Origin of the sequence: Kurthia zopfii (genome assembly GCF_003143955.1) — a bacterium.
GTDB classification, from domain to species: Bacteria; Bacillota; Bacilli; order Bacillales_A; family Planococcaceae; genus Kurthia; species Kurthia zopfii.
The window spans coordinates 17,593-30,704 of sequence record NZ_QFVS01000018.1 but is presented as its reverse complement, the minus strand read 5'-3'; the positions used below and the strand labels follow the sequence as shown (position 1 = coordinate 30,704).

Below are 13,112 nucleotides of genomic sequence, written 5' to 3'. Positions count from 1 at the left end.
TATCGAAAATAAATACGAATTAACTTGATATTATTTAAAATATCATTTAATATAATATTCGTAGAGGAGGTTATGCGATGAAGTTAAGAGAATGTGCAGATGTTACGCAAGGCGTCTTTACTAATCGAGTTGAAACATCGAATCTGAGTGAAGATAGTGTCCAGATGCAGTTAGTAACATTAAAAGAATTTAATCATTTACTTGGAATCGATTATCGGATTTCTCAAGAAAAAGATCGATCGATTTATGTAAATAAAGAGAAGATTAAACAAGAAGTATTAACTGATCCGGAAAGCCTCGTGTTACATACGTTAACACAAAAGTTTGTTTGGTTTCCTCCGCAATATCAGGGTCTATTACTTACGAATAACTTTATGAAAATAAACTTTTTTGAAAAAGTAGATGTTCATTTTATGGAATGGCTATTTAATGAGCATCCTTCTATTCAAAAGCAAATCGCGTTATTTACAGAAGGAAGTATTATTTCTTCATTGAAGTTATCGAATGTAAAAGAAATTGAATTGAAACTACCCAATATTGAAAAGCAAGTAGTATTAGGGAAAATCGCACAATTAAAAAAGAGAAAGACAGCACTTTTAAAAGAGAAGAATCGATTAGAACAACTACTCCTACATTATGAAATGGTAGAGAGTATTGAACAATTAGGAGGTCATTAATATGACAACAAGTGAAAAACAACGTCAGCAGCAAGCAGAATTGCACAAAAAACTTTGGGCAATGGCCAATGACTTACGTGGTCAAATGGATGCGAGTGAATTTAAAGACTATATTTTAGGCTTAATTTTTTACCGCTATTTATCAGAAAAGGTTGAAGCTCGTGCAGGTAAATTACTTGAAGAAGATGCACTAACATTTGTGGAAGCTTGGGATAATGAAGAATATCGTGAAGATTTACAAGAATATTTAATCGAAGAATTAGGTTATGTGATTACACCACAATACTTATTCTCTACATTCGTGAAAGAAATTGAATTAGGTGTAAACGGTGATTTCGACGTTGAAACGCTTCAAAATGGCGTTAAAGCAATTGAAGCTTCAACAATGGGCGCAGATAGCCAAGAAGACTTCGAGAACTTATTTGATGATATGGATTTAAACTCGACAAAACTCGGCAAAACTGTAAAAGCACGTACAGAGCTAATTTCAAAAGTGATTGTAAATATTGCCGATATACCGTTCCTACAAGACGACGTAGAAATCGATGTATTAGGTGATGCTTATGAATACATGATCTCTCAATTCGCCGCAAATGCCGGTAAAAAAGCTGGTGAGTTCTATACACCACAACAAGTGTCACGTATTTTAGCAAAAATCGTCACAGCTGGTAAAACAGAAGTTAAAAGTGTATACGATGGTACATGTGGATCGGGTTCATTATTATTACGCGTTGGTAAAGAAGCAAAAGTATACAAATATTACGGTCAAGAAAAAGTATCAACAACATTCAACTTAGCGCGCATGAACATGTTACTACATGATATTCCATACCAAAACTTCGACATTAAAAATGCAGATACATTGGAAGATCCTCAGCATATGGGTCAAACATTTGAAGCTATCGTTGCCAATCCACCATACAGTGCGAAATGGAGTGCGGATGATAAATTCCAAGATGACGAGCGTTTTAGTAACTATGCGAAACTGGCACCAAAATCAAAAGGCGACTTCGCATTCGTCCAACACTTTATCCATCATTTAGACGATAACGGTACATTCGCAGTCGTATTACCACATGGTGTATTATTCCGTGGCGCTGCAGAAGGCGTGATCCGTAAGTATTTAATTGAAGAGAAAAACTATTTAGATGCGGTCATCGGTTTACCAGCGAACATTTTCTTCGGTACATCCATTCCGACATGTATTTTAGTATTCAAAAAATGCCGTAAACACGATGATAATGTCATTTTTATTGATGCATCAAATGAGTTTGAAAAAGGCAAAAATCAAAACCACTTATCAGATGAGCATGTTGAAAAAATCGTCGCAACGTATTTAAGCCGCGAAACGATTGATAAATATTCATACGCAGCTACATTAGATGAAATTCGCGAAAACGACTACAACTTAAACATTCCACGCTACGTCGACACATTCGAAGAAGAAGAACCAGTAGATCTTGCCGAAGTCGCAAAACAACTTGAAGCCATTGACGCCGAAATTGCGAAAGTGGACGAAGAACTCGCTGCCTACTTCAAAGAATTGGGGGTGTAGCAGATGAACGTACCAAAGTTGAGATTTAAAGAGTTTGGTGGGGAATGGAGAAGTGTTTCATTAGATAGTATTGTAGAAAGAGTTGTAAGGAAAAATAAACAACTAGAATCGAAATTGCCGTTGACTATATCAGCAGATAGAGGATTAGTTGATCAAATTACTTATTTTAACAAAAATGTCTCAGGTAAAGATTTAAGTGGGTATTACTTATTGAAAAAGGGAGAATTCACTTATAATAAAAGTTATTCTAACGGCTATCCTTGGGGAGCAATAAAACGATTAGAAAACTATAATCAGGGAGTATTATCAACATTATATATTTGTTTCAAAGCAACAAATATTGATGAATTGTTTTTAAAACATTATTTCGAAACTACTCACTGGCATAAAGAAGTATCAATGATAGCAGCGGAAGGCGCTAGAAATCATGGTTTGCTTAATATTCCTGTAAATGAATTTTTTAAAATTAAGTTAAATATACCTGAAGAATGGGAACAAAGAAAAATCAGGAATTTATTTGAGAAAATAAATAAAAAAATCAAACTCCAACAACAAAAAATTGATTTGCTGCAAGAACAGAAAAAAGGATATATGCAGAAGATGTTTCCTAAAGCTGGTGAGACACAGCCAGAGATGCGGTTTGAAGGATTTACAGGGGAATGGGAAGAGCGTAAGTTGGGGGATTTACTGAAATATGAACAACCAACTAAATACATCGTTGAGTCAACTAATTATAATGATAGCAATGAGACACCGGTTTTGACAGCCGGTAAAAGTTTTATTTTAGGGTATACAAATGAAATTTCTGGAATTAAAGAAGCAAGTGCTAAAAATCCAATCATTATTTTTGACGATTTCACAACGAGTTCACATTATGTTGATTTCTCATTCAAAGTAAAAAGTTCAGCTATGAAGCTACTCTATTTGACATCAAGTGATTATGATTTCTATTTTGTTTTTAATGTTTTGAAAAAATTTGAATATGTTCCAGAAAACCATGAACGTCAATGGATTTCGAAATTTGCTAAGTTTAAAGTATTAGTTCCCGTATTCAATGAACAAGAAAAAATAGGAGCATTCTTCAAAAAAATAGATGACAATATCTATCTGCAGCAACAAAAAATTGATTTTTACAAAGAACAGAAAAAAGGTCTTATGCAACAAATGTTTATATAACAATCAAAGAGCATTCTAGTATTATGTAATATTAGAATGCTTTTTCAATAGAAAAGGAGATAATATGAAAAAAGAGATTTTTTTAAAGTCGTTAGCAGAACATGGCTACAATGTGATGTTTGGCGCTAAAAAGCATTTTGCAACCTATGATATTGTTGAAAAAGTGCCAAGTGGAGTAGCTTTAATCACATTATTAATTGGGATATGGCAATTGTATGCACCATTTTTTGACTATAACAAAGAAGTATCTCTTGTTATTATCTTAGTGAGTGTTATTGCACTGCAAATAAATCTATATAACTCTAATAAAGAAGATTATATGAAAGCTGGCATAAAACTAACAGAAATTCATAATGAATTAAAAGATATGTATTATCAGACAAAGAGCTCTACTGAATCTGAGGTGACCAATGAAGATCAAGAAAAACTACAAAAACTGTTGAATGACTATTATGCCATAAGCATCACAAAGCAAATAACATTTAGTGATTGGTATGCCCATTATAAATTTTTTTATCAAGCGCAGCATGAATGGATTGATGAGCAAAAAAGATTCACTTGGAAAGATAAATTTCCAATGTTTTTTAGAATATGGACTGCCATTGTAATTATTACAATTTTAGTTCTTGTAATAAAGTTTTGTATTGAAAATTAGAAGCAAAGGGGATACGGTATGTTAGCTACGCATATAGAAGAGTTTATTGATTCTTTAAAGATTGAAGATGTTGAAGAGGAGATTAAGCGAGTTAAAAAAATCACAAAAAGATTAAATAAATCTTATTATGAGGATTGTGAAAGCGAAACAGAGCACTGTGAGATTGTTGGATCACTTGGAAGAAAAACTGCGATTAAATCATTTAGTGATGTAGATATGTTATTTATTTTACCAAGCAGTAAAAAGAAGCAATATGATGACCATGATGGAAATGGCCAGTCAAAACTACTGCAAGATGTAAAAAAAGAAATAAAAAAGCGCTATTCTAGGACAATTGTACGTGGCGATGGACAAGTTGTTGTTGTGAGTTTTGAAAGCTTAAAAAAGATTGTTGAAGTTTGTCCTGTATTTGAACAGTCGGACGGGTCTTTTTTATATCCTGATGCAAATGAAGGTGGTAGTTGGAAAAAAACAAACCCTATTCCAGAAATTGATGAAGCAGCTGCTTTCAATATTACTACCAATAATAATTTTAGCTATGTCTGTTATTTAGTTAGAGCTTGGAAAAATAACATTGGGTTTAAATTTGGCGGATTACTGCTTGATACATTAGTCTACAAATTCTTGAACGCAAATTCTAAATATTATTCTGCGGATTTTACTGATTATTTAGATTTGTTAAAAGACTTATTTAAGTATTTAAAAGATTTGAATGAAGATCAAGCATATTGGTATGCTCTAGGCAGTAAGCAAAAAGTCTACAATAAAAAGTGTAAGTTCGTAAAGAAAGCAAAGAAGGCTTATAACAAAATTAAAGATTTAGATGAGGATAGTACAGACTTATATGAAACGCTAGTATATTTATTTGGCCAAACTTTCCCAGTTCCAGAAACAGTTAATAAATCTGTTGCCTACTTTGAATCTGCTTATACTAGAGCAACTAACACCGAGGAATTCATTGAAAATAAATTTAGAGTTGATATACGTTATTCGCTTAAAGTTGACTGTATTATTAAACAAGATGGTTATAGACCGACATTTTTAAGAGACCTTTTGAAAGGTCAAATTAGAATTAAACGCCAAAGGACACTTGAATTTTTTATTGTTGAAAATGAATTTGAGCAAATTATTAAAGAACGTAACCAAATAAATAGCTTTAGTTCGGATGAAAAAATCAAATTCGATATATATTGGAAAGTCCTGAATAGAGGTGACGAAGCAATTCGTAGAAACTGTATTCGAGGGCAAATAAAAAAGGGAATAGAAAAGCGTACAGAATCAGCAGATTTCAATGGAGATCATTTCGTAGAATGTTATATTGTTTACGAAGATACAGTAGTAGCAAGAGATCGTATTCATGTTCCTATTCAAATTGAAAATACTTTACAAAGCTCTTTTTAATCAATCTTTTTTATGAAAACTTCAATACTTCGAAACTAAAACCCACGCATTTTGATCAAACTTTGTTCAAAACGTGTGGGTTTCTTCTATATATAAAATCAACGTTTGTAGCATCCTTTTAATCAAACTTTATTTCAAACCAACATTAGATTATAGTAATCTAAAGGGGTGTTTTTATGTCAAAAAGAACTAGAACATCTAAAGTTGAAAAGTGGATTCAAGAAGGTAGAGGATCGGTATAGTTGTAGATTCTAAATCTTGGTGGAACAATAAGTGTTTAGAGTAGGTTAAGGGTATACTGGGAAACCTCAAGGTAATAATTGGAGATGAGATGAATGAATGAATGATCACATTAGAAAGAAGAAAAATTCCCTATCGATTCAAGTTCCTTATAATTTCATTAGAGAAAAAATAAATAGTCTTACTTGGAGAGAATTACAATATGGTATTCTTACAGGTTATACTTCAAAACAAACAGCAATAGAATACGCTATTGCAACTATAAGCTCAAGTGAAGATTCTAAATCACTTCATTTTCAATTGGCAAGTTTATATAATTCGGAGCTTTCTTTAGTAGAAAATTTACTAACACAAATTGCTAAAGAAGAAGCTTTACAAAATGAAAATGAGATGAAAAGAAAATGGGGCTATCTTATAATTTTTTGGCTTTTCTCAAATCGAGGAACACCGGTTTTTATTAACGATACGCCTCCCATCCCTCTAAATGGGCTCTTTGAAATGTTATTAGTATTATTTGAGGATCTGGAATATCCTGTTGAGTTAGCGGGGATTATTGGGTACAGTGATGAGGCAAATGAGTCGATGAGTTATTTGGAAGCAATTGAAAAATATTTGGTTGAATCAGAAAAAACATTTAATAAATAAGGTTCTGTTGCAAAGTATGAAAAGATTTAATGAGATTCCTATCATTTTGTTTTTATAATTCCACATTTTTTTACGAGTTCTTCAATATAGCTATTTAAATGGCCGACCTGCAATGCTTTCGTCAAAATCGGTTGGACACTCAATCGTTACATCCTGTAATTTTAAAAGAATGAGGGAGTTTCAGAAGGAAGGAACTCCTCTGTAACTACAGGAAGCCATCGTGTTGATTCTGTTTGTTTCATTAAAAAACTAACATTTACCAATTTATCCCTTTAGGTTATAGTATTCTAAAGGGATCTTTTTTTATTCTTCAAAAAGTGGTGATCAACAATAGATTGTTGCATTAATTCGGGTATAGTAGTCAACGCTTGGTAATTTGGATAAGGGGAGTGGAATATATGGCTAGTAGGAAGAAGAAACTTACATTAACTTTCATCATCGGCTTTATTACGATCATTTTTGTGTTACCAGTACTGTATGCGTTAGGTGTTCCGCGGGGAGAAGTCGTGTTAACTGCGTTATTCGGAGAAGGAAGTATGTGGGCGGTCATTTTTTCACTCTTGTGCATCGGATTGGTTATTTTCGGTATAAGTAAAGCAACGAAATAGACTTCAGCTAGGAAGTAAGACAATCTTATAAGCGTTTTGAAAAGAGTAATGCTTCTTTATGTCTAAAGAGGGATTACTCTTTATGCTTTCTAAGCAAAAATTTTGTTTTCACAGTATATTTATTGAATGTAAAATAAAGGGTATGTTAGGCTTGTTATGAGAATAACATGACGAAACGTATGTTAAAGAAACAGTATGAATAATTTTAAGCAGGGGTAAAGGATGCCATATAAAAAATCATTATACTTATTTATTTACTACATTATATTTGTTGTATTTGTTTGTTTAGTTTTTTCATCGCTTGCGGCTTCTTTTGAAAATAGTGGCAAGTTGGAAGATGGTTTGACTGAACAGAGTTTTCAAATGGTTGTGTCTCAGGACGAAGGTGAGTCAGTTCGTGTAAAAACTTGGCTTGATTTTATTCGTGAGAAAGAATCGTCATTTATATTGATGAAGCGTGATTCTTCTTATGTTAGTAAAGAGATTTTTCTTCAAAACTATCCATTTCGCTTAGCTAGTGAGAAGCGTATTGAGCATTTACCAGATCAAAGTGCTTTCATCGATCAAGATGTTCAGCAAAATAGTATGAATCGCTCAGATGGAAAAGTAATTCATGCTTTTGGGAAAGATTACATAGTGTATGGAACTTTTAATAATCCGAATGATAGTTTGCGTATGAATAGTACAATTTATTATTCGATGAATGAACAAAATGTTTTTGAAGGTGAATTTTTAATTGATGGAATTGCTGAAAAGAAGTTGAGGCAATTTGTTCATGATTTTCAAAAGCACTATGCACATTTAAATATTGAATTAACTGCAAATCAATTGTCGATAGTAGAAAGAATCACATTCGTTTTCAAAGAACAGATGATTTTACTCGTTGTGTTAATGCTGACATTAATATTAATCGTCATAAATACGATTGCGACAATCATTACTTGGATTGAGTCGAGAAAAGAAGAAATTCAAATTCGGTACTTAGTAGGTGGCAGTTCAAAAGGAATTCAATGGGATTTATTAAAAGATTATTGGCTCATTGTTAGTTGTAGTTTCTTGGTTGGTACGCTTATTGCCTATGCAATATATCAACTTGGTCTATTTGATATTTTAATTCAGTCATTTCGATTGGATGCGGTAGTGTATTCATTTATTTTTTGTTTCGTATTAGGGACGAGTATCGCTTACCCGAGTATTCGATATTATGATCAATCTCATATCGTAAAAAGGGGCGAAAAAGTTAAATGAAACAACTACTATTTGCATTAGAAGACTTATGGAAACGTAAGTGGCTTTCGCTATTATTATTAATTCAATGTATACTATTACTTTGTATTGCGAACTTTGTTACAGATAATATAAAAGATTTATCAAATATGAAACAAGAAGTGGAGCGGGTGACGAAATCAGAGCCGATTTATTATTTTCACGATTTAACAACTGAAAAACAGTTGGATCGTACTTTGAATCAATCTGCTCATTTGGAAGAATATAAAAAGATTTATAAAGAAATTTATGAGAAACAAGATAGCCAAGCATTTTCATTATATTCGACTTCGTATCCTTTTGATTTACGTTATTTTAAAGAGAATGTAAAAGATTTGATTGTTGAAGGGCATCAAGTATATATTGATGTATTAACTTTTGCGAATCAGTCATTTTATGATTATGCCCAATTGAAAATGGCAGAGGGAAGATATTTTCAAAAAGAAGATTTATCTCCTTCAAAGCAACCTACTTCGGTTGTAATTGGTGCAGATTTATCCGTATCATTACAAGTGGGAAGTGAGTTTACAAGTGATGAAGAACGATTCCGAGTAATCGGGATTTTAGAAAAAAATATGAGTTATATGAATCTTGCTGCATCGAAAGATTTCATACAACTAGATCGAATGATTTTACTACCTACACCAGTTTTAGAAGATAATACAGATTATTATTCGATTATTAGCTCGTCATTTATTCCAACTTCGAACGAACAAGATCTACGAGATTTAATGGAGGTAATCCAACAACAAGGTCATATTAGTTTTATTTATAGTGATTTGAGTAAACAAGTACCGTATGTGTTGGAAGATAAGAGAAAGTGGATTCAAATGCAACTAATGCTGACGATTTTAATTAGTGCCTTTACATTGATTAGTATTACCGTATCGTATTTGCAATTTATTCGAAAATATATGTTTGACTTAGGTGTTCATATTTTAATAGGTGCGACTAAAAACCAAGTGATTGTACGTCTATGTAGCCAATTAATGATTTTATTCGTCATTGCGAATAGCATTGTTATTTTTATAATTCATAAATTCCAGCTGTCATTCATCGTAACGGTTATTTCGTGTTTGATTTTGTGGATTATACCGATTATTCGAATTCGAAAAATGAAAATTGATGAAATGCTAAGGAGAAAATCATGAAGAAACTAATAGAAGTCCAACATTTATCAAAGGTTTATCCAATTGCTTCAAATGAAAAAGTACATGCATTAAAAGATGTGAATTTTACGATTAGTGAGGGAGATCTCATCGCGATTGTTGGCACATCTGGGTCGGGGAAGTCTACTTTATTACGGATATTAGGTTGCATTGATACACAGTCGACTGGTCAATATCTTTTTAAGGGTTTGAATATTGAAGGGAAAACAGATAAAGAGTTAGCGAATATACGCAATCAATCGATTGGTTTTGTTATGCAAGATTTTTCTCTAATTGAAGATTACTCGGTTAAGAAGAATGTATTACTACCACTCACTTATGAAAAAAATAAAGTCAAAAGAAATAAACGAAAGAAAAATTTAAACACACTATTAGAAAAGTTGAATATGTCTAATCAAGAGAATCAAAATGTCACTTCATTATCAGGTGGACAAAAACAGCGAGTGGCGATTGCACGAGCTTTAATAAATCAACCTGCTATATTACTTGCTGATGAACCGACTGGCGCATTAGATCAAGCAACTTCAAAAGAAATTATGAGTATTTTGCATAGCTTACACGCTGAAGGTAAAACGATTATTATTGTCACACATGATTTGCAAATTGCCGAACAATGTCAGCGTATTTTTCAAATTGAAGATGGTCATTTACATGAGGTGTGTGAGTTATAATAGGATTAAAAGATAGTCCATTTAAGGAATGATTCGATGTTTGTGATTGAACTAATTGTGGATATTGTATTTAATTTATTGACGATGCTGGATTTTAGAAGTCCAGAAAAGAAGATTAAGTCGAAAATGAAAATTGTCGGGAAATATGCTCCGGGAATTTTTCAGAAGTATGAGGAAGATTGTGTATTTTTTGAGCATGGGGAGATTGCAGAAGTGATTTTGAATTCGCCTCTTAAAACCGATGAGCAAGTGGAAGAACTTATTAGCAAAATCGAAGTGTATTTGAAGAATCGAATTGCTTAGGAAATTAAACATTCGCAACACAAAAACGGAAACTGTGCCATAATGCAGTTTCCATTTTTTATAGCCTATTTCAATGTTAGTGGTAGAAATGCGTACTCGTTGTGACGAAGTATGGGATGTTGCTGCACTTCGATTGGGTGTTTGAATAGTGGGCCGTCCAATACGGTTGTATGAAATTCGCCACTTTCGCCGCATGGATCGATGCCACGCTGAATGAGTTCATCGACATATTCCATTGTCATGATGCGCCCTAAATCGTCTTCGTTCATGCCGAGAGATGTGTTCACTGTGACAACCATCGTCTTGAAGCCGAGTTGGATGAGTTCGTCGACTGCTTCTTTTCGACCGACATCCCATAATGGCATACAGAGGGAGAGGTCTGCTTTTTGGGTTACTTGTTCATTCCAATCGGCGTGGCCGACGACATCTAAATCACCAGTGACAAGCGTTTCGGCTCCTGTATCTGAGGCGTTTTCTAATAGATTAATGAAGTTTTGTTCATAGTCTGCCCAATTTGAAGCGGCTGCGAAAATTGGTAATCCGATTGCATCTGCTTGTGCTTGAATGATTTCGGGCGGCATTCCATGTGAGCGAGATTTTTCGCCTTGTTCTTCTAACATGACGATGAGGCCGATTGCTGTGCCATATTGCATCGCTTTATAAAGGGCGAGGCTGCTATCTTTGCCACCGCTATAAGAAGCGACGAATGCTTTATTTTCAATTGCGGGAATCCATCGATTTTCTGTCACGAGTTGATTCACTCCATTTCTTAATCGGTCGGTTTGAATGACGAGCAACCGGTATTAAAAAATAGTATAATATTAAATAGGAAGAAACTCGATAGAAAAGGATGTTTTTTAGTATGGATGAGCAGTTAAAACTATGGATTAAACAGTTCCAACAAGATAAAGATGCGGATGCATTAGGTAATTTAAAAGAGCATTGTGCGCATATGATTGAGCCTTTAATTGTAGAATTTACGGAAAAGTATGGGGAAGAAGCGGGCGTGTTACTACGTTCGAAATGGGATAAGCGTTTTTTCTTCATTTTCTCTAAATATCAATTGAATGTAGGGCTTTCATTGGAAAGTTTCGTTCAAAATACGTATCGCTTCTACTTTATGCAACTGCTTCGTAAAGCGGGATATATGAATTAAAATCGAAAAAAACGCCTCTTAGACTGTAATAGCTAAGAGGCGTTTTCTTTATGCGTAAACTAAATCTTCTGCAAGACTTGTGAATACTTCACCAACGACAGAGTCTTCATCGTAAATAGATGAACCTCTGTTTTCTTCGGGTTTTGCGAATGGTACGCGAGCGATGACGCTAGATTTTAAAGAGCGTGCTAAGTTGTCGCCGCCACCTTCGCCAAGAATATAATTTTTCTTGCCGTCTGGTGTTTCGAAGTAAGCCATGTTCTCAACGACACCAAGTACTTCATGTTTCGTATGAAGTGCCATCATGCCAGCACGAGATGCTACATATGATGCAGTGTTATGTGGTGTTGTCACAATGATTTCTTTCGCTTGGGGAATCATTGCTGCAACATCAATTGCTACATCACCTGTGCCTGGCGGTAAGTCGATTAATAAGTAGTCGAGTTCTCCCCAGTGTGTGTTGACTAGGAAGTTACGAATCCATTTATTTAACATCGGACCACGCCACATAACGGGTTGGTTATCCTTCGTATAGAAGCCCATCGACATAATTTTCACGCCTGCGATTTCAACAGGAATTGCTGTTTTGTCGATCATCGTAGGTTTTTGTTGTGCGCGCATCATGGCTGGAATACTGAAACCATAAATATCTGCGTCAACAATGCCGACACGTTTGCCCATACGAGCAAGGGCAGTTGCTAAGTTGATTGTGACAGTCGACTTACCAACGCCACCTTTACCACTCGTAATTGCGATGAATTGGACACCTGAGTCTGGTGCTAGCATTTTAGGCATACCTTGACCGTCCACATTTTGTGTTTTCAAAGAAGCAGTTAAAATCTGACGTTCTTCAGGAGTCATCGTGCCAAATTGTAAAGAAACTTTCGTCGCACCAAGTGCCTTAATTGCATCTTCCACATCTTGCTGGATTTTTGCTTTTAGAGGACAGCCTTGGATTGTTAAGACGATTTCTAAAGATACTTCAGTACCGTTAATTTGAACATTTCTGACCATATTTAGCTCAACTACGCTTTTATGAAGCTCGGGATCATTGACATCCTTCAGTGCATTCACAACGTTTTCGTTCGTTAACATATTGGTATACCACCTTACTATTTTAAATTACTACCTAGACCTTTAAGGAAATGAATACCGAAATTCATCGCGCGGTTTACGTCCGGGTCTTTCATCATGCGTACTAATTGGAATGTGCTGATTTTATCGTTTTCAGCGACTGCTTTATTCGCCTCATCGACACCGCTCATTAAACCACCGACTAATTTCTCTGTTACAGCAGGGTCTAAACTAGCAAGCGCCCCAGCAGCGCCCATCATGTTGTTGATCATGTTCGTTACTGGTTTACTCGTTAATTGACCTAGTGCGATGTTGGCAACTTCTTCTTTTGCTTCAAGCATTTTATTTGCTGCTTCTAAAGCGCCAATCGAATCTAGTTCACCGACAAGTTTCAGAATTTGTTGTACGGCACTATCATTTTCAGATACTAATTGCTTTAAGCTATCTAATTTTTGCTCCGTAATCTGCTCATCTGTTAAAACATTTTTTCTAATTGAATTAATAGGTGTAGCCATT

The 13,112-nt window shown here is 34.4% G+C and carries 15 protein-coding genes; 12 read left to right on the top strand and 3 right to left on the bottom strand.

Annotation, left to right across the window (positions count from 1 at the left end; all coding sequences use genetic code 11):
• Nucleotides 1-77 precede the first annotated feature (77 nt).
• From DF281_RS07955 to DF281_RS07900, 11 genes are all read left to right on the top strand, one after another.
• Nucleotides 78-677 carry a restriction endonuclease subunit S domain-containing protein gene (locus DF281_RS07955; protein WP_109349731.1) on the top strand — a complete coding sequence of 200 codons (600 nt, stop codon included), beginning with the start codon at nt 78-80 and terminating at the stop codon, nt 675-677.
• A gap of 1 nt (nt 678) precedes the next feature.
• Nucleotides 679-2,232: a type I restriction-modification system subunit M gene (locus DF281_RS07950; protein WP_109349730.1), complete on the top strand. Its 1,554-nt coding sequence runs from the start codon at nt 679-681 to the stop codon at nt 2,230-2,232.
• A 3-nt stretch (nt 2,233-2,235) separates the two neighbouring features.
• Entirely contained in the window at nt 2,236-3,408 is a 1,173-nt protein-coding gene (locus DF281_RS07945) for a restriction endonuclease subunit S (RefSeq protein ID WP_109349729.1), read from the top strand.
• 64 nt (nt 3,409-3,472) lie between these two features.
• Nucleotides 3,473-4,063: an SLATT domain-containing protein gene (locus DF281_RS07940; RefSeq protein ID WP_109349728.1), complete on the top strand. Its 591-nt coding sequence runs from the start codon at nt 3,473-3,475 to the stop codon at nt 4,061-4,063.
• An 18-nt stretch (nt 4,064-4,081) separates the two neighbouring features.
• On the top strand, nt 4,082-5,464 hold the full coding sequence (locus tag DF281_RS07935) for a nucleotide-binding domain-containing protein (RefSeq protein WP_109349727.1): 1,383 nt from the start codon (nt 4,082-4,084) through the stop codon (nt 5,462-5,464).
• Between the two features lie 339 nt (nt 5,465-5,803).
• Entirely contained in the window at nt 5,804-6,349 is a 546-nt protein-coding gene (locus tag DF281_RS07925; protein WP_109349726.1) for a DUF2247 family protein, read from the top strand.
• A 398-nt stretch (nt 6,350-6,747) separates the two neighbouring features.
• A complete protein-coding gene (locus DF281_RS07920; protein ID WP_109349725.1) occupies nt 6,748-6,957 on the top strand; it encodes a hypothetical protein in 210 nt (69 codons plus the stop codon).
• A 222-nt stretch (nt 6,958-7,179) separates the two neighbouring features.
• Nucleotides 7,180-8,205, top strand: a complete 1,026-nt coding sequence (locus DF281_RS07915) for an FtsX-like permease family protein (protein ID WP_109349724.1) — start codon at nt 7,180-7,182, stop codon at nt 8,203-8,205.
• Nucleotides 8,202-9,374: an ABC transporter permease gene (locus tag DF281_RS07910; RefSeq protein ID WP_109349723.1), complete on the top strand. Its 1,173-nt coding sequence runs from the start codon at nt 8,202-8,204 to the stop codon at nt 9,372-9,374. The genes DF281_RS07915 and DF281_RS07910 overlap by 4 nt, the downstream gene beginning before the upstream one ends.
• Nucleotides 9,371-10,063, top strand: a complete 693-nt coding sequence (locus tag DF281_RS07905) for an ABC transporter ATP-binding protein (protein ID WP_109349722.1) — start codon at nt 9,371-9,373, stop codon at nt 10,061-10,063. The genes DF281_RS07910 and DF281_RS07905 overlap by 4 nt, the downstream gene beginning before the upstream one ends.
• A gap of 36 nt (nt 10,064-10,099) precedes the next feature.
• Nucleotides 10,100-10,366: a hypothetical protein gene (locus tag DF281_RS07900; RefSeq protein ID WP_109349721.1), complete on the top strand. Its 267-nt coding sequence runs from the start codon at nt 10,100-10,102 to the stop codon at nt 10,364-10,366.
• 65 nt (nt 10,367-10,431) lie between these two features.
• On the opposite strand, the gene DF281_RS07895 is transcribed toward DF281_RS07900, so the two are convergent.
• The gene (locus tag DF281_RS07895; RefSeq protein WP_172461976.1) at nt 10,432-11,115 is read right to left on the bottom strand and encodes a Dph6-related ATP pyrophosphatase; all 684 of its coding nucleotides are present in this window, start codon (nt 11,113-11,115) and stop codon (nt 10,432-10,434) included.
• A 113-nt stretch (nt 11,116-11,228) separates the two neighbouring features.
• Here DF281_RS07895 and DF281_RS07890 point away from each other — a divergent pair, with 113 nt between their 5' ends.
• Nucleotides 11,229-11,522, top strand: a complete 294-nt coding sequence (locus DF281_RS07890) for a hypothetical protein (RefSeq protein ID WP_109349720.1) — start codon at nt 11,229-11,231, stop codon at nt 11,520-11,522.
• A gap of 48 nt (nt 11,523-11,570) precedes the next feature.
• Here DF281_RS07890 and DF281_RS07885 read toward each other — a convergent pair whose 3' ends face one another.
• Both DF281_RS07885 and DF281_RS07880 read right to left on the bottom strand, forming a co-directional pair.
• The gene (locus DF281_RS07885) at nt 11,571-12,617 is read right to left on the bottom strand and encodes an Mrp/NBP35 family ATP-binding protein (protein ID WP_109349719.1); all 1,047 of its coding nucleotides are present in this window, start codon (nt 12,615-12,617) and stop codon (nt 11,571-11,573) included.
• A gap of 17 nt (nt 12,618-12,634) precedes the next feature.
• The gene (locus tag DF281_RS07880) at nt 12,635-13,111 is read right to left on the bottom strand and encodes a helical membrane plugin domain-containing protein (protein ID WP_109349718.1); all 477 of its coding nucleotides are present in this window, start codon (nt 13,109-13,111) and stop codon (nt 12,635-12,637) included.
• Nucleotide 13,112 lies beyond the last annotated feature (1 nt).